This is a genomic window from Frigoribacterium sp. AC394 (genome assembly GCF_979258095.1).
On sequence record NZ_OZ409834.1, the window covers coordinates 802,455 to 819,270 of the forward strand.

The 16,816-nt window shown below is 72.2% G+C and carries 14 protein-coding genes; 4 read left to right on the top strand and 10 right to left on the bottom strand.

The features are described 5' to 3' along the window. Positions 1-12: 12 nt before the first annotated feature. The 3 genes from coaD to ACZZY9_RS03645 form a co-directional block, all read right to left on the bottom strand. Entirely contained in the window at positions 13-495 is a 483-nt protein-coding gene (coaD, locus tag ACZZY9_RS03635) for a pantetheine-phosphate adenylyltransferase (protein WP_192058352.1), read from the bottom strand. A 73-nt stretch (positions 496-568) separates the two neighbouring features. Beyond that, positions 569-2,824: an ATP-dependent DNA helicase RecG gene (locus ACZZY9_RS03640; protein ID WP_463463022.1), complete on the bottom strand. Its 2,256-nt coding sequence runs from the start codon at positions 2,822-2,824 to the stop codon at positions 569-571. A gap of 66 nt (positions 2,825-2,890) precedes the next feature. Beyond that, complete coding sequence (locus tag ACZZY9_RS03645; RefSeq protein ID WP_463463023.1) at positions 2,891-4,597, bottom strand: acyl-CoA dehydrogenase family protein; 1,707 nt, start codon at positions 4,595-4,597, stop codon at positions 2,891-2,893. Between the two features lie 203 nt (positions 4,598-4,800). Here ACZZY9_RS03645 and rsmD point away from each other — a divergent pair, with 203 nt between their 5' ends. After that, positions 4,801-5,376: a 16S rRNA (guanine(966)-N(2))-methyltransferase RsmD gene (gene rsmD / locus ACZZY9_RS03650; RefSeq protein ID WP_463463024.1), complete on the top strand. Its 576-nt coding sequence runs from the start codon at positions 4,801-4,803 to the stop codon at positions 5,374-5,376. A 33-nt stretch (positions 5,377-5,409) separates the two neighbouring features. Here the strand turns inward: rsmD and thiL are convergent, their stop codons facing one another. Further along, entirely contained in the window at positions 5,410-6,429 is a 1,020-nt protein-coding gene (thiL, locus tag ACZZY9_RS03655) for a thiamine-phosphate kinase (protein ID WP_463463025.1), read from the bottom strand. A gap of 23 nt (positions 6,430-6,452) precedes the next feature. Here thiL and ACZZY9_RS03660 point away from each other — a divergent pair, with 23 nt between their 5' ends. Next, a complete protein-coding gene (locus tag ACZZY9_RS03660; protein ID WP_243215511.1) occupies positions 6,453-6,980 on the top strand; it encodes a DUF3515 family protein in 528 nt (175 codons plus the stop codon). Between the two features lie 72 nt (positions 6,981-7,052). Here the strand turns inward: ACZZY9_RS03660 and ACZZY9_RS03665 are convergent, their stop codons facing one another. The 6 genes from ACZZY9_RS03665 to leuC form a co-directional block, all read right to left on the bottom strand. After that, on the bottom strand, positions 7,053-8,186 hold the full coding sequence (locus ACZZY9_RS03665; protein WP_463463026.1) for a D-alanine--D-alanine ligase family protein: 1,134 nt from the start codon (positions 8,184-8,186) through the stop codon (positions 7,053-7,055). Positions 8,187-8,262: 76 nt separating this feature from the next. After that, a complete protein-coding gene (locus tag ACZZY9_RS03670) occupies positions 8,263-9,276 on the bottom strand; it encodes an NAD(P)H-dependent glycerol-3-phosphate dehydrogenase (RefSeq protein ID WP_463464630.1) in 1,014 nt (337 codons plus the stop codon). Between the two features lie 73 nt (positions 9,277-9,349). Beyond that, positions 9,350-10,135, bottom strand: a complete 786-nt coding sequence (locus ACZZY9_RS03675; protein WP_463463027.1) for a lysophospholipid acyltransferase family protein — start codon at positions 10,133-10,135, stop codon at positions 9,350-9,352. 7 nt (positions 10,136-10,142) lie between these two features. Next, positions 10,143-11,510, bottom strand: a complete 1,368-nt coding sequence (gene murA, locus ACZZY9_RS03680; RefSeq protein ID WP_463463028.1) for a UDP-N-acetylglucosamine 1-carboxyvinyltransferase — start codon at positions 11,508-11,510, stop codon at positions 10,143-10,145. Further along, a complete protein-coding gene (gene leuD / locus ACZZY9_RS03685) occupies positions 11,511-12,107 on the bottom strand; it encodes a 3-isopropylmalate dehydratase small subunit (protein ID WP_192058365.1) in 597 nt (198 codons plus the stop codon). Next, positions 12,107-13,576, bottom strand: a complete 1,470-nt coding sequence (gene leuC, locus ACZZY9_RS03690) for a 3-isopropylmalate dehydratase large subunit (protein WP_243215506.1) — start codon at positions 13,574-13,576, stop codon at positions 12,107-12,109. The genes leuD and leuC overlap by 1 nt, the downstream gene beginning before the upstream one ends. Positions 13,577-13,786: 210 nt before the next feature. Here leuC and ACZZY9_RS03695 point away from each other — a divergent pair, with 210 nt between their 5' ends. Both ACZZY9_RS03695 and ACZZY9_RS03700 read left to right on the top strand, forming a co-directional pair. Beyond that, complete coding sequence (locus tag ACZZY9_RS03695; RefSeq protein WP_463463029.1) at positions 13,787-15,277, top strand: outer membrane protein assembly factor BamB family protein; 1,491 nt, start codon at positions 13,787-13,789, stop codon at positions 15,275-15,277. After that, positions 15,274-16,788, top strand: coding sequence for a hypothetical protein (locus tag ACZZY9_RS03700; protein ID WP_463463030.1), 1,515 nt, complete (start codon positions 15,274-15,276; stop codon positions 16,786-16,788). The genes ACZZY9_RS03695 and ACZZY9_RS03700 overlap by 4 nt, the downstream gene beginning before the upstream one ends. Positions 16,789-16,816: the final 28 nt, after the last annotated feature.

The window sequence follows — 16,816 nt, forward strand, 5'->3', positions numbered from 1 at the left end:
AGCCGGTGCGTCTCAGGTGGTCTCGAGGTACTCCGCGACGACCCTCGGCACGTACGGCGACACGTCGCCGCCGAGCCCCGCGACCTGCCGGACGAGCGAGCTCGAGACGTGCGCGTGGGCGGGGTCGGGCAGGAGGAAGACGGTCTCGACGCCGGCGAGGCTCCGGTTCATGATCGCCATCGGGGTCTCGTAGGCGACGTCGACCTGCGAGCGGATGCCCTTGACCAGAACGCTGGCGCCGACGTCGGTGCAGTAGTCGACGAGCAGACCCATGCTCCAGCTGTGCACGCTGACGGTCTCGGGCAGCCCGGCCTCACGCAGAGCGGCGGTGAGCAGCGAGACCCGCTGGGTGAGCGGGAGCAGAGCCGACTTGTCGGGGTTGTGCACCACGAGCACGTGCACCTGATCGAAGATGTTGGCGGCCCGGGCGATCACGTCGATGTGGCCGAGGGTGACGGGGTCGAACGACCCGGGGACGACGGCGATCCTGCTCATGCGGACACAGTAGCGGCCCGGCCCGGGAGGTCGGCCGAGCATCCACCGGAGGTCGGGCGCGCGGGCGGAGACGTCAGTTCTTGCCCATCGCCTCGCGCCCGCGATCGTCGAGCCGTCTCGCGATGGCCGCGGCCAGGGCGGGGTGGTCGGTCAGGCGCGGGTCGTCGTCGAGCACCTCGGCCGCATGCTCTCGTGCGAGGCCGATCAGGTCGCCGTCGCGGGCGACCCTCAGCAGTCGGAGCGACGACCGGCCGCCGGACTGCAGGTTGCCGAGCACGTCGCCCTCGCGGCGCAGGTCGAGGTCGACCTGCGCGAGCTCGAAGCCGTCGAGGGTCGACGCCACGGCGTCGACCCTCTCGCGGGCGATGGAGTCGGCCGGCGCGGACGTCACGAGCAGGCACAGACCCGCGTGACCGCCTCGACCGACGCGTCCCCGCAGCTGGTGCAGCTGCGAGACGCCGAACCGGTCGGCGTCGAGCACGACCATGGTCGAGGCGTTCGGCACGTCGACACCGACCTCGATCACCGTCGTCGCGATGATCATGTCGATGTCGCCGGCGGCGAACCGGCGCATGACGTCGTCCTTCTCGTCGGACGACATGCGACCGTGCAGCGGCTCGATGACGAGACCGTCGAGCACCGGCAGCGAGGCCGTCAGCGCGACGATGCCCTCGACGCTCGCCCGGGGCGGGGGCGCCGACGGCAGGTCGCCCCCGTTCTGCCCGTCGGCTCCCGTCGATCGGGTGCCGCCGCCGGGCTCGGAGTCGCCGCCCGGTCCCGTCTCGCCGCCCGGCCCCGCGTCGTCGCCGAGCTCCGTCGTGACGGCGTCGATCGCGGGGCAGACCACGAAGACCTGGCGCCCCGCCGCGATCTCCTCCGCGGAGCGCTGCCAGACGCGGTCGACCCAGCCCGGGTGCTCGGCCAGCGGAACGACGAACGACTCGATCGGCTGACGCCCCTTCGGCAGCTCGGCGATGGTCGAGATGTCGAGGTCGCCGAACACCGTCATCGCGACGGTGCGGGGAATGGGCGTCGCCGTCAGCACCAGCACGTGCGGCGGGGTGGCGCCCTTCTTGCGGAGCGCCTCCCGCTGATCGACGCCGAAGCGGTGCTGCTCGTCGACGACGACGAGCCCGAGGTCGAAGAACCCGACCGTCTCGCTGATCAACGCGTGCGTGCCGACGACGATGTGCGCCTGGCCGCTGACGATCGAGAGGAGCGCCTTCTTGCGCTGGGCCGTGGTCATCTGCCCCGTGAGCAGGGTCGGTCGCAGCCGGGCGGCCAGGTCGGGGCCGAGGGTCGCCGTGATCGATCGGAGGTGCTGGGCGGCCAGCACCTCGGTCGGGGCGAGCAGGGCCGACTGCCCCCCGCTCTCGGCGACCGCCAGCATCGCCCGCAGCGCGACGAGCGTCTTGCCCGAGCCGACCTCGCCCTGGACGAGCCGGTTCATGGGGACCTCGGCCTCGAGGTCGCGGGTGATCTCGTCGCCGACGAGACGCTGATCGCCCGTGCGCTCGAAGGGCAGGGCCGCGTCGAACAGGTCGAGCATGCCCCCCGCGACCGCGCGACGGGGTGTCGCCGCGGACCGGCGGACGAGGGCGCGCTGCTGCAGCAGAGCGCTCTGCAGCACGAACGCCTCGTCGAAGCGCAGGCTGTCGCGGGCCGTGAGGTGGTCTCGGTCGGTCTCGGGTCGATGGATGCGTTCGTACGCCTCGGCCAGGGGCATCAGATCGAGCTCGGCTCTGACCGCGGCCGGCACGGCGTCGTCGATCGGCGGCAGCGAGTCGAGCAGCACCTCGACCGACTTCTGCACCTGCCACGACGCCACGGAGGCGCTGGCGGGGTAGATCGGGATCGGCTGCTTCGCCCACTTCTGCGCCTCGGCGTCGCCCACGCCCGCGACCGCCTCGTGCGAGGCGTCGAAGAGCTCGTAGTCGGGGTGCGCCAGCTGCCGCAGCCCGCGGTAGTCGCCCACCTTGCCGGCGAAGATGCCCCGGGCGCCCGGCACGAGGTCTCTCGCGCGCCACGCCTGGTTGAAGAAGGTGAGGGTCAGGATGCCCTGGCCGTCGCCGATGCGGACCTCGAGGATCGACCCGCGGCGAGCGCGCATCGTGCGCTCGCGCACGTCGAGCACCTGGGCCACGATCGTGACCGACTCGCCGAGCGGCAGCTGATCGAGCGCCGTCAGCTCGCCCCGGCGGGCGTACCGCCTCGGGAAGTGCGTCAGCAGATCGCCGACGGTGCGGAGGCCGAAGGCCTTCTGCAGGGCCGTGGCCGTGCGGCCGCCCAGGGCACCGGCGAGGGAGGCGTCGAGGGGTGAGTCGGGCACGACCCCACGCTACTGCCCGCCCCCGACACCGGTGCCCGGGCTCGTTCGAGCCGCGGGCGGGCGGCGTCAGAGGGTGAAGTCGTACCCGCCGGAGGCGCGGGTCGACGCCGCGAGCTCGGTCACGTGCCGGTCGTCGTTCACCTCGAGGGCCCGCAGCTGCCGTGACACCCCGCGTGCCGACTGCTTGCAGAACCCGACGGCGAGGCGACGTTCGGCGTCGGAGTCGACCCGCGCCTCCTGCAGGGCCGTCGACGCCCGCGACAGCACGGCCGTCTGCGCGTAGATGCCGCTCGCGGCGTCGGCGAGGCGCTTCTGCACGAGCTGTCTCTCCTGCACCTTCTTGCCGTGCTTGCGGAGGGCCCCCTCGGTGCGCTCGCGCAGCCGCGACACCTGGTCGCCGAGCTCCGCGGCCTGCTTGGCGAGCTCGGGGTGCACTCCGACCGGACGATCGGGTCGGAGCCGACGCTGGACGCGACCCGCGACGTACGGCGCCAGCACACCCAGGGCGCGACCGGGGGCGCCGATGCTCAGCGACGCGACGTCGGGCAGCTCCTCGCTGAGCGTCTTGAGGCCGTTCAGGGCGACGAAGGCGCGCAGGACGTCGTTGGCTCCCTCGAAGATCGGGAAGATGCGGAAGTCGCGCAGCGCCTTCGACAGCGGGTGCCCCTCCATGTACGCCTCCCCGCCGTGCAGCTGAACGGCCCGGTTGAGCGCGTACCAGCCGGTGTCGCTGGCGGCGACCTTCGTCATCGCCGACTCGAGGGCGAAGTCGGTGTCGCCGCGGTCGACGAGACCGGTGGTCAGGTACGACATCGACTCGATGCCGTAGATCTGCTGCGTCATCCAGGCGAGCTTGTCGCCGACCATCTCGAAGTCGGCGAGCGGTCTTCCGAACTGGTGACGCGCCTCCGTGTGCTCGAGACTCAGCTGGAGGAACCTCTTCATGCCGCCCGCGATCGCCGTGCCCATCGACATGCGACCGTTGTTGAGCGTGTTCACCGCGATGCGGAAGCCGTCGCCGGGTTCGCCGAGCAGGTTCTCGGCGGGCACCCGGACGTCCTTGAAGCGCACCCGCTGCAGGTGGTTGGCCTTCAGGCCGTGCGTCTCGAACCGCGGGCCGGTGCTCAGCCCGTCCATGCCCTTCTCGACGATCAGCGCGACGTGCCCGAGGTCGCTCTGCGCGAAGACCGTCAGGACGTCCTTGTCGCCGTTGCCGATCCAGCGCTTCTCGCCGTTCAGCAGCCAGCTGCCGTCGCTCTGCCGCTCGGCCCGGGTCTCGAGCGCGTAGGCGTCGCTGCCTACGTTGGGCTCCGTGAGCACGAAGGCCGCGAGCTTCCGGCCGCTCGCCAGATCGGGCAGCCAGCGGGCCTTCTGATCGTCGGTGCCGTAGAGGTGCAGCGGCTTGGTGCCGATCGACTGGTGCACGCCCATGACGGTGGCGAGGGTGCCGTCGACCCGGCCGAACTCCTCGTAGACGCGGCAGTAGGCGCTCTGACCGAGACCGAGACCGCCGTACTCCTCCGACACGAAGAGCCCCATCAGACCGCGCTCGCCCAGCTCGCGGACCAGGTCGTCGCCGATCCAGCCCTCGCGCTCGGCCTTCAGCGGGTCGTAGCCGGCCAGCACCTCGCGGGCCGACGCCGACACCGTCTCGACCCGCGCCTTCTCGGCCGCGGACATGTGCGGGAACGGCAGCACCAGCTCGGAGGCGATCCGCCCCGCGAACAGGGACTTGGTGAACGAGGGCCGGACAGTACGATCAACGCTGGTCATGCTGCGAGATGCTTCCGAAAGCGCGACGCCCTGCCAAGTCCGTTGTGCCTCATCGACGAAGCACGACCGGGCCGGGCGCGGACGCGTTGTCGGGATGCTCGAAGCGGCGCTGCCCCCGGGAGACCGGGAGGCGGGCCCTACGCAGACGGGGAGGCGGGTCCGACGAGACGGGCGGGCCGCCGCGACCTGGCATGGTTGACCTCATGTCCCGCATCATCTCCGGCTTCGCCGACAACCTGACGCTCGTCGTCCCCAAGGTCGGCACCCGGCCGACCAGCGACCGCGTCCGCGAAGCGCTCTTCTCGTCGCTCGACGCCCGCGACGAGATCCGCGGTCGACGGGTGCTCGACCTGTACGCGGGCACCGGGGGCCTCGGCCTCGAGGCCGCATCGCGCGGGGCGGCCTCGGTCACCCTGGTCGAGAAGGCCCCGGCGGCGGCGAAGGTGCTGCGGCGGAACGCCGACGCCGTTCTGGCACGGGCCCCCAAGCCCCCGCGCGGCGCACCCCCGCGCGTCGACGTCGTCGCGCAGACCGTGCGGTCGTACCTCATGGGCTCGGGCGCGCTCGTCGACCTGGTCTTCTTCGACCCGCCCTACGAGCTGTCGAAGGACGAGCTCGCGGCCGACCTCGCGGCCCTGCTGCCCCTGCTCGACGCCCAGGCGCTGGTCGTCGTCGAACGCGCCAGCCGCGACGGCGAGCCGAGCTGGCCCGCGGGGCTCAGCCTCGACGTGAAGAAGCAGTACGGCGACACGACGGTCTGGTTCGCCCTCCGCGACTGATCCGCCGTCGGGCCCCGCTCGCGCGATGCGTATTCAGCCCCGCTCGCCCGACCACAGGCGATACGGGTCCCAGCCGCCCTCCCGGCCGGCGTCGCCGCCGTCGACGACGACCCGCGGCTCGCCGGACCCGACGGCGCGCATGACGCCGATCGCCCGGAACCCACCCGGCAGCGCCGCACCCGGCGGGAACGTCGCGAGCAGCGAATGGTCCTCTCCCCCGGCGAGCGCCGCCGCCGGATCGCCGCCCAACGCCGCCGAGTCGAGGTCGACCACCAGACCGCTCGCCCGCGCGACCCGACCCGCGTCGAGGGCCAGACCGTCCGAGAGGTCGAGCATCGCCGTCGCGCCGGCCCGGGCCGCGATCGGCCCGTCGACGATCGGCGGCGTGGGCGCGAGCTGCCACCCCACGTCGGGGTCGCGCTCGCGCAGGGCCGCCGCGGCGGCACGGTCGGGGACCCCGTCGTGATCGACGCCGAGACGGAAGAGCAGCTCGAGCCCGCGAGCCGACCGGCCGAGCGCACCAGAGACGGCGACGACGTCCCCCTCGCGGGCGCCGTCGCGGGTGACCGGAGCCCTCCCCTCGAGATCGCCGAAGGCCGTGACGGCGATCGTCATCGTCGCCGAGACCGACAGATCGCCACCGACGACGCCGCAGCCCGGAGCCATCACGGCGCAGGCGTCGCGCAGCCCGTCGGCGAGGGCCTCCAGATCGACCACCGGGGTGTCGCCCGGCACGGCGAGGGCCACCACGAGAGCGGTCGGGACCGCCCCCATCGCGGCCACGTCGGCGAGGTTCGAGGCGGCGGCCTTCCAACCGAGGTCGTACGGGGTCGACCAGGCGAGACGGAAGTCGGGGCCGTGCACCATCAGGTCGGTCGTCACCACGAAGCGCCCGTCGGGTGCCGAGACCACCGCCGCGTCGTCGCCCGGCCCCAGATCGGTGCGGGCCCCTCGGGGCAGTCGGGGCAGGATGCGCGCGAGGGTGGCGAGCTCGCCCACCCCCTGCACCGTGGCGGGTGGTTCGACGTCGACCGACGTGGCGGGGCGTTCCATGTGACGACGGTAGCCTGGTTGCCGTGCCCAGCCCGACCAGGCGACCTCGTCGCCGCCTCCTCCGTCTGCTCGCCGCCGGCGCCGTGATCGCCCCGGCGCTCGCCGGCTGCACGGCCGCCGTGCCGATGACGGCGGCGGCCGACGCGAACGACGCGGCCTGCGCGCAGGTGACCGTGCACCTCCCCGAGACGGTCGGCCCCGACAACTCCCCCTTCGAGCGCCGCGAGACCGATGCGCAGGCCACCGGCGCCTGGGGCACGCCGACGCAGGTCCTCCTGCGCTGCGGCGTCGAGGCGCCCGCCGTCTCCGATCTGCCCTGCTACCCCGTCAGCGGCGTCGACTGGCTCGCCGATCAAGACGCCGACGACCCCGACACCTTCGTCTTCACGACCTACGGTCGCACTCCCGCCGTCCAGGTGATCGTCTCCGCCGAGGCGGGCAGCACCGCGCTCTTCGACCTGGCCGACGCGGTCGGCTACTTGCCGAACGACGGTCGCGGCTGCGTCGGCGTCGACGACCTGCCCGGCACCGAGGCGACCCCGTCGTCCTGAGCCGACCCGCGCCTCCTCGGCTGCCCCTCCCCCAGGAGGCACGGGTCGACTTCGCGAGTCGGCCCCGGCCGGTCAGCGCTCGGTCTGCAGCCCGAGCTCGATCAGCTCGGTGATGAGCTCGGGGTAGCTGAGACCGCTGGCCAGCCAGCAGGCGGGGAACATCGAGATCGGCGTGAAGCCGGGCATGGTGTTGATCTCGTTGATCACCCAGCCGGTGTCGGTGAGGAAGAAGTCGACCCGCGACAGCCCGGTGCCGTCGACGGACTCGAACGCGAGCGCGGCGAGTCGCTGCATCTCGGCCAGCTGGTCGTCGGTGAGGTCGGCCGGGCAGACGAGATCGGCGCCGGGCGCACCCAGGTACTTCGACTCGAAGTCGTAGAAGGTGTCGCTGCCGAGCACGATCTCACCGCCGACGGAGGTGCGGGGCGACCCGCCGTCGCGCCCGCCGAGAACGGCGCATTCGATCTCACGACCCGAGACGGCGGCCTCGACGAGCACCTTGCCGTCTTCCGCGAGCCCGATCTCCATCGCGGCCGCGAACTCCGCCTCGGAGTCGACCCGTGACACGCCGACGCTCGACCCCGCACGGGCCGGCTTGACGAAGACGGGGAACCCCAGGGGCGCGACGTCGGCGATCACCTGGTCGGGATCGCTCAGCCAGGTGCGACGGCGGACGGTGCGCCACGGGGCCACCGCGATGCCGGCCTCTTGCAGCACGGTCTTCGTGAAGTGCTTGTCCATCCCGACGGACGACGCCAGCAGACCCGCCCCGACGTACGGGAGGCCGACGAGTTCGAGGAGCCCCTGGACGGTGCCGTCTTCTCCGAAGCGACCGTGCAGGATCGGGAAGACGACGTCGACGGCACCGAGCAGCCGGACCGAGCCGTCCGGCTCGACCACCGAGAGCTCGCGAGTCGACGCGGATTCGGGCCAGTGCACCCTCGTGCCGTTGTCGACGACGGCCGGCAGCGTCTCGCCGGTCAGCGAGAAGCTCGATGCGTCGTCCGCCTGCAGGGTGAAGGCTCCGTCGCGGGTGATGCCGACGGGGATGACGTCGTAGCGGCTGCGGTCGATGGCCGAGAGCACTCCCCCGGCGGTGGCGCAGCTGATCGCGTGCTCGCTCGACCGGCCGCCGAACAGCACGACGACCGTCTGCTTGGCGCCCGCGAGGGGGGTGGGAGCGGGGCTGGCCTGGTCGATGCTCATCGGGGTCACTCTCGGGGTGGTCGGCGGGCAGACGACTCGGGGCGGCGTCGCACCGGCTCGCGCCGTCGACCCCCGGTCACTCGCCCTGGGGCTCGCTGGTCTCGGTGAGGTGCGGAGCGATGTTCCGCGGGTCAAGCGTACCGGCGAGCACTTCGGCGACCTGCTGCACGATGGGCATGTCGACGCCGCGACCGCGGGCGAGCTCGAGGATCGGCGCGACCGACGCGAGACCCTCGGCGGTCTGGTTCATCTGCCGCACGACGTCGCCGAAGGCGTACCCCTGACCGAGGAGGCGCCCCGCGGTGTTGTTCCGCGACAGGGGCGACTCGCACGTCGCGATGAGGTCGCCGAGCCCGGCGAGACCGGCGAGCGTCTCGGCCTTGGCCCCGAACGACACCGCGAACGCCGTCATCTCGGCGAGACCGCGCGTGATGATCGACGCCTTCGTGTTCTCGCCGTAGCCGACGCCGTCGACGATGCCGATGGCGACCGCGATGAGGTTCTTCAGCACGCCCCCGAACTCGGTGCCGATGACGTCGGTGTTGACGAACGAGCGGAAGTACGGATTGGTGGCGGTCGCGGCGACGAGCGTCGCCGTCTCGAGGCTGTGCGACGACACGACGGCAGCGGTCGGCTGTCGCTTCGCGATCTCGAGCGCGAGGTTCGGGCCCGAGGCCACGGCGATGAGCGACCGGTCGATGTCGAGCTCGCTCTCGATGACCTCGCTCATGCGGAGGCCGGTGGCCTTCTCGACGCCCTTCATCAGGCTGACCACGGGAACGCCGTGCGGCACGAGCGAGCGGATCGCCGAGAGGTTGTCGCGGAGGGTCTGACTGGGCACCGACAGGTAGACCTGCTCGGCGCCCGCCAGGGCGGTCTCGACGCTCGACGAGGCCACCAGGGTGCGCGGGAGGTTGATGCCCGGCAGGTAGTCGGTGTTGCGCTTGCTCTCGGTGATCTCGCGGGCGACCTCGGGGCGTCGTGCCCAGAGAGTGACGTCGGCGCCGCCCTCGGCGAGGACCTTCGCGAAGGTCGTGCCCCAGCTGCCCGAGCCGAGAACCGCGACTCGGCGCGGCACGGACTCTCGCATGACGATCGAGATCGCCTCGGTGGTGACGGCGCCCTCGCCGAGTGCTTCGATCGCGCCTTCGCGCGACGCAGGACTACTCAAAGCGGCCGGTCTCCTTCTGGTCGTTCTTGGCGGGGTTCCAGGGCTCGGCGGGGGCCTGCTCGTCACGGAGGCGCTCGACGAGTCCGGTGATCGCCGCCATGACGAGGGCGGTCGCCTCGGTCATGGAGGCCTGGTCGAGGGGCCGGTCGCGGTAGGCCGAGAGATCGACGGGATCGCCGACGATCACGCGGATCCGCTTGCGGGGGAACGGACGGAGCTTCGCCGAGTAGCGCCCCATGAGCTCCTGACTGCCCCAGTGGGCGACGGGCACGAGAGGCACACCCGCGGCGAGGGCCAACCGCACGGCCCCGCTCTTGCCCTTCATGGGCCAGAGGTCGGGGTCGCGGGTGAGGGTTCCCTCGGGGTAGACGATGACCCCGCCGCCCACTGACGTGAGTCGACGCGCCGCGGCCAGCGGATCGCTGTCGTGGGTGCGACCGGCGCGCTCGACGGGGATGTGCCCCATCGCGTGCATCAGCCGGCCGAACACGGGCACCCGGAAGAGCGACGCCTTGGCCATGAACCTCGGCAGACGTCCCAGTCCGTACATCACCCGCCCGACCACGACGGGATCGATGTTGGTGATGTGATTGGGCGTCAGCACGAACGAGCCGGAGGCGGGCAGCTTCTGCCCGTCGACGACCTCGATCTTCGCCATCAGATCGAACAACGGCGCCGCAGGGATGGCCAGGGCCCGGAAGATCGCGCCCTTGTCCATGCGGCGCCCACGCGTCGCGACCGGGACGACGGGGGCGTCCGGGTCGCCGTGGGGTGCCACGCTCCGATCAGCCCTTGAAGTCGAAGTCGGCGCCCAGCTTGCGGAGCTTCGCGATGAAGTGCTCGTACCCGCGGCTGATGATGCCGACGTTGCTGATCTTCGACTCGCCCTCGGCCGTCAGGGCCGCGATGAGGTGGCTGAAGCCGCCGCGCAGGTCGGGGACGCGGATGTCGGCGCCGTGCAGCGCGGTCGGGCCGTTGATGACCGCCGCCTGCTCGAACTCGCGACGCGCCACGCGACGGTCGTGACCGGGCAGCCCCTCTTTGTGCACCGTGATGTCGGCACCCATGTCGTTGAGGGCCTCGGTGAACTGGAACCGGTTCTCGTAGACGGTCTCGTGCACGATCGACGTGCCCTGCGCCTGCGTGAGAGCCACGATGAGCGGCTGCTGCCAGTCGGTCATGAAGCCGGGGTGGACGTCGGTCTCGACGACGACGGGCTTGAGCTCGCCGCCCGGGTGGAAGAACCGGATGCCGTCTTCGTGCACGTCGAAGTCGCCGCCGACCTTGCGGAAGACGTTGAGGAACGTCATGAGGTCTTTCTGGTCGGCGCCCTCGACGAAGATGTCGCCCTTCGTGGCGAGAGCGGCGGCGGCCCAGCTCGCTGCCTCGTTGCGGTCGTTGATGGCCCGGTGCTTGTATCCGCGGAGCTTCTCGACGCCCTCGATGAAGATGACGCGGTTCGGCTCGACCGAGACGATGGCGCCCATCTTCTGGAGGATCGCGATGAGATCCATGATCTCGGGTTCGATGGCCGCGTTGCGGAGCTCGGTGACACCCGTGGCGAGCACAGCGGTCAGCAGCACCTGCTCGGTGGCGCCGACGCTCGGGTAGGGCAGCTCGATGTTGGCGCCCGCGAGACCGTTCGGGGCGGTCAGGTGGATGCCGTTGTACGACTTGTCGACGACGGCGCCGAACGCACGGAGGGCGTCGAGGTGGAAGTCGATGGGGCGGTCGCCGATGCGGCAGCCGCCGAGGTCGGGGATGAACGCCTCGCCGAGACGGTGCAGCAGCGGGCCGCAGAAGAGGATCGGGATGCGGCTGGAGCCGGCGTGCGCGTCGATCTCGGCGAAGTGGGCCGACTCGACGTTCGACGGGTCGAGGATCATCTCGCCGCGGGCCGGGTCGGTGATGCGGACGCCGTGCACCGACAGCAGACCGCGGACGACGTTGACGTCGCTGATGTCGGGCACGTCGCGCAGGATGCTCGGGGTGTCGCCCAGCAGCGACGCGACCATCGCCTTGGTGGCGAGGTTCTTGGCGCCGCGCACCTCGATGCGACCGATCAGCGGCTTGCCGCCGCGGATGACGATCTCGTCGGACTTGAGCCCCACACGGGCCCCTGCTGCTGCTGCGTCTTGGATGAGCGAGTTCACTTACTTCACCGGCAATGTCTTCGGGCGCCATGCGGCGCGGCGGGTTTCGAATTCTGTGATGGCCGCTTCGTCGCGGAGGGTCAGGCCGATGTCGTCCAGGCCTTCGAGGAGTCGCCACTTAGTGTAAGCATCGACTTCGAACGGAACCGACAGGTCGCCGATCGTGGCGCGTTGCGACTCGAGGTCGACGGTGATCTCGACACCGGGGGCGGCTTCGACGGCCGCCCACAGGCGCTCGATGTCGTCTTCGGCCACCATCGCGGCGAGGAGACCCTGCTTGCCCGAGTTGCCGCGGAAGATGTCACCGAAGCGGGCGCTGAGCACCACGTCGAAGCCGAAGTCGCGGAGGGCCCAGACGGCGTGCTCGCGGCTCGAGCCCGTGCCGAAGTCGGGCCCGGCGATCAGGACGCGGGCGCCCTGGTACTCGGGTCGGTTGAGCACGAAGTCAGGGTCCTGGCGGGCGGAGAAGAACAGGGCGTCTTCGAAACCCGTCTTCGTGACCCGCTTGAGGAACTCGGCGGGGATGATCTGGTCGGTGTCGACGTTCGACCGCTTCAGCGGCGCCGCCACCCCGGTGACGGTGGTGAACTTCTCCATCAGAGCGCGCCTCCTGAAGGGGTGCCGGTCAGGCGCTCGGCGAGGGCGTCGCCGATCGGGGTGTCGGAGGTGAGATCCCACGGGGACGACAGCGTGCCGCGGACGGCGGTCGCCGCCGCCACGAGCGGCGAGACGAGGTGGGTGCGACCGCCCTTGCCCTGACGGCCCTCGAAGTTGCGGTTCGAGGTCGACGCGCAGCGCTCGCCCGGTGCGAGCTGGTCGGGGTTCATGCCGAGGCACATCGAGCAGCCGGCGAAGCGCCATTCGGCGCCGAAGTCGGTGAACACCTTGTCGAGACCCTCGGCCTCGGCCTCGAGGCGGACCCGGGCGGAGCCGGGCACGACCATCACGCGGACGCCCTCGGCCTTGGTGCGACCCCGGATGATCGACGCGAACGCGCGGAGGTCTTCGATCCGGCTGTTCGTGCACGACCCCATGAAGACGGCGTCGACGGCTATGTCTTTCATGGCCGTGCCGGCCTCGAGCGCCATGTACTCGAGGGCGCGCGACGCGGCGGCGCGCTCGTTCGGGTCGACGATCGCCTCGGGGTCGGGCACGGACTCGCTGAGCGAGACCCCCTGACCCGGGTTCGTGCCCCAGGTGACGAACGGCTCGAGCTCGTCGGCGTCGAGGAAGATCTCGGCGTCGAACACGGCGTCGTCGTCGGTCGGCAGGGTCTGCCAGTAGGCGACCGCGTCGTCCCAGTCGGAGCCCTCGGGGGCGTGCTGGCGACCGCGGAGGTAGTCGTAGGTGGTCTGGTCGGGGGCGACCATGCCGGCCCGGGCACCGGCCTCGATCGACATGTTGCAGATCGTCATGCGCCCCTCCATCGAGAGGGAGCGGATCGCACTGCCGCGGTACTCGAGCACGTAGCCCTGCCCGCCGCCGGTGCCGATCTGGGCGATGACGGCCAGGATGATGTCCTTCGCGGTGACACCGGGTCGGAGGGTGCCCTCGACCGTGACCGCCATCGTCTTGAACGGCTTGAGCGGCAGGGTCTGCGTCGCCATGACGTGCTCGACCTCGCTGGTGCCGATGCCGAACGCCATGGCCCCGAAGGCCCCGTGGGTCGAGGTGTGCGAGTCGCCGCAGACCACGGTGATGCCGGGCATCGTGAGCCCCAGCTGCGGGCCGACGACGTGGACGATGCCCTGCTCGGCGTCGCCGAGGGGGTGCAGGCGCACGCCGAACTCGGCCGTGTTGCGACGCAGTGTCTCGATCTGCGTGCGGCTGGTCAGATCGGCGATCGGCCGATCGATCGCCAGCGTGGGGGTGTTGTGGTCTTCGGTCGCGATCGTCAGATCGGTGCGACGCAGCGGCCGCCCGGCCTGACGGAGGCCGTCGAAGGCCTGCGGGCTCGTGACCTCGTGGACGAGGTGGAGATCGATGTAGAGAAGGTCGGGGGCGCCGTCTTCGCCCTTGACGACCACATGGTCGTCCCATACTTTCTCGGCCAGCGTTCTACCCACGGGCCCGCCTCTCTCGATGTCTGCTGCTCGGATGATCGTCGAAGTCTACGCCAGGGTCGGGCGCGGGCCTTCGGTCGAGGGAGCAACGCGCGGGGCCGGTCCGCCCATTCCCGCCGATCGGGCGAGCACCGATGCGGACGGCTCCGAATACGATGACGGCAGTCGTCGGACGCACCGACGGCGCCGCTCGACGAGGAGGTCGATCCGCCCGTGCCCGACCCCCTGCCCGGCCCCGCGCGCGACCCGTGGCGACGACTGCGCGCCGTCCGCGGTCGACGTGCGCCGCGCCTCCTCGGGGGCTACCTGGCGCTGCTCGTCGCGACGGCGATCGTGCTGGCCGCGGGGTGGGCGGCCGATCCCGACTACGGCACGGAGCCGCCGTGGCGCGGACTCGTCGTCGACGACCTCCGCTCGGCCCCCGGCGAGACCCTCTGGTCGCTCGATCTCGCGGCGCTGCTGGCCCCCGAGGCGCCCGCGCACTGCGTGCACCTCTGGCCGTCAGCGGCCGAGTCCGGTCTCGTCGCCGTCACCACCTCGATCGACCTCGACCTCGAGGCCGACGTGGACCTCCGCGCCGACGACCTCGCGCAGGCCGCCGAGTGCCGCACCGCGGCGTTCGCCCACGACACGAGCCGCGTCGCCCTCGTCGACGTCCGCACCGGAGTCGCCGTCTGGGTGCACGACCTCGTCGACGACGTCCCCGACGCCGACCCGACGAGCATCCCGTCGGCCCAGGTGGTGCCGGCGGCGGGCCGCGTGCTCGTGCAGACGCAGTCCGAACGCGGACTCGTGCAGGCGGCGCTCGCCCTCGACGACGGACGGCACCTCGAGACCGCCCGCGAGCGCCGCGACCTGCCGAGCATCAGCGTGGCCACGCTCGGTCGCCTCCAGCTGCGTTCGGCCGCGGCCGCGGTCGGCGACCCCGACGCGTACGCCCTCGTCGACGCCGCCGCGCTGACCGTGCCGGTCTGGCGCGGATCCGCGGATCGGGGCGCCACCCCCCTGCTGGTGCCCGGCGCCCTCATCGTGCGGATCGAGGGGCGCACGGTCAGGATCGACGGGCGCACCGGCGAGATGACGCCGTACCGGTCGGACCCCGATCTGGTCGCGGCCGGCTCACCGGGGCCGGGCGGCGACGACGACCTGTTCGCCGTGCGCTCCGGTCCCGGCGGCCGCGTCGTCTCGGCCCTCGACCCCGACGGCGCCGCCCGATGGGCGCGTCCCCTCGACGCCCGCTCGATCGCATCGACGCCCGGCTGCCTGCTCGTGACGTCCGACGACGACACGACGACGTGCCTGCGGCCCTCCGACGGCGCGACGAGCTGGTCCGTCGACGGTGCGGCCGCGACGGCGCGCGGAGTGCCCGGCCAGGTGTCCGACGACGTCTACGGCATCGCCCGTCGCAACGGTCGACCTCGACTCACGGCGCTCGACGGCCCCACCGGGCGGTCGGTGTTCGACGTCCCCGCGGGCGATCTCGAGACGGTCGTGGCAGCTTCACGCACCGTCGTCTACCTGGCGAAGGGCGCCTCGCCGCAGAGCAGGGCCGTGGCCGCCCACGACGCCGCCTCGGGACGCCCGCTCTGGACACTCCGTTCGGCGGGCAGCGTCTCGTTCTGGGGCGGAGCGCTCGTCGAGGTCGACGGCGTGGGCGTCGCGCGTCGACTCGGCGGCGGTCAGCGGATCGGGGCGACCTCATGACCCGGCCATCCGACCGACGAGCCGAGGAGGCGCACGACGGCGCCCGACGGACCTCCCGTCGACGGGGCGGTCGCGTCCGTTCGCGCTGGCACCGCGCCTCCTCGGCCCGCCGCATCGCGACCGCCTACCTCGTCGGCGTGATCGTCACCGTCGTCGTGATCGTCGCGCTCGTTCCCGGGCAGCCGCGGTACGGGGCGGACCCGCCGTGGCGCGGGATCGCGGTGGACGACCTGCGGGAGGCCCCGACGGCCACCGGCTGGTCGATCGACCTCGGTGCCGCGCTCGCGCCCGGGACGCCGGCGGAGTGCCTGCGGTTCCGGGACGAGCCGATCGACGATCGTCGGGTGCTGCTGCGCGCGGCCGGCGCGTGGACCTACGGCTTCGCCAACGACGGCGACTGCGGCGGGGCCACGGCGGGCGTGGGCACTCGACTGGCGTCGTTCGACACCGACCTCGGGCGTGTGCTGTGGGTGTACGACGTGGCCGACGACCTCCACGCGCTCGGGCTGCGGGGCCCGGTGGAGCTCGCGTCGGCCACCGTCGTCGACGACGCCCGCATCGTCGTGGTGCGGGCCCGGGCGGGTGGCCAGACGGTCCTCGTCAGCCTCGACGCGACCACCGGTGAGCTGAGGCAGCGGACGGCACCGGTGACGACGGTCGACTCGGAGCAGTTCCAGACGGCGGGCCGCACGGTGATGACCGGCGGACAGACGGCGGAGGGCGCGACGTATGCATTCCAGCTGCGCGACGTCCGCGATCTCGACCTCGTGATCTGGGCGGGCCCCGGGAGTCTCGAGGGCCAGGCCCTCGCTCTGCCGGACCGCCTCGTGGTCGCCCGCCCGGGAGGCACGGTGCAGGTCGGACTCGACGGTCGCGAGACCCCGTGGCGGGGGGATCTCGCCGCGCTCGGCGGCTACGTCGCCCGCCCGGACTCGATCGTGGGGCCGGTCCGCGGGGTCGACCGGGGCTTCGCCGCCGTCGACCTCGACGGACGTCCGCTGTGGACCTCCACCCCGGAGGCGTCGGGCTCGTACTCGACGTCGCGGACGTGCCTCACCGTCACCGATCTGAGCGACGACCAGCTCAGCTGCGTCGACTGGAGCACCGGGGAGGTGCGGTGGTCGAGGCCGGCGGACGGGGCCTCGAGCGCCGACGGGCTGCCCGGGCAGACCGACGACACGGTGTACGCCACCGTCACCGCACCCGGCGCCGGCCCGCAGTCGGTCGTCGCCCTCGACGGCGAGACCGGGGCCGCCCGCGCTACCATCGCCCTGCCGGACGGCGCGGTGGTGGTCGCCGCGTCGCGCACCGTCGGGTACGCCCTCGCCTTCGGCAGCTCGGGCGGGCGCTCGACCCTCGTCGGGTTCGACCTCGCGACGGGCGAGACGCTGTGGTCGTTCGCGGGTCAGCTGCAGATCGGCACCTGGGCCGGGCGCTTTGTCGAGGTCGACGTGGACGGGGTGGCCCGTCTGCTCGAAGGGACGGCCCGGGACGTCGTGGCCACGCCGTGACTGATCGAGCGGTCGGCGGGTCTTGGCC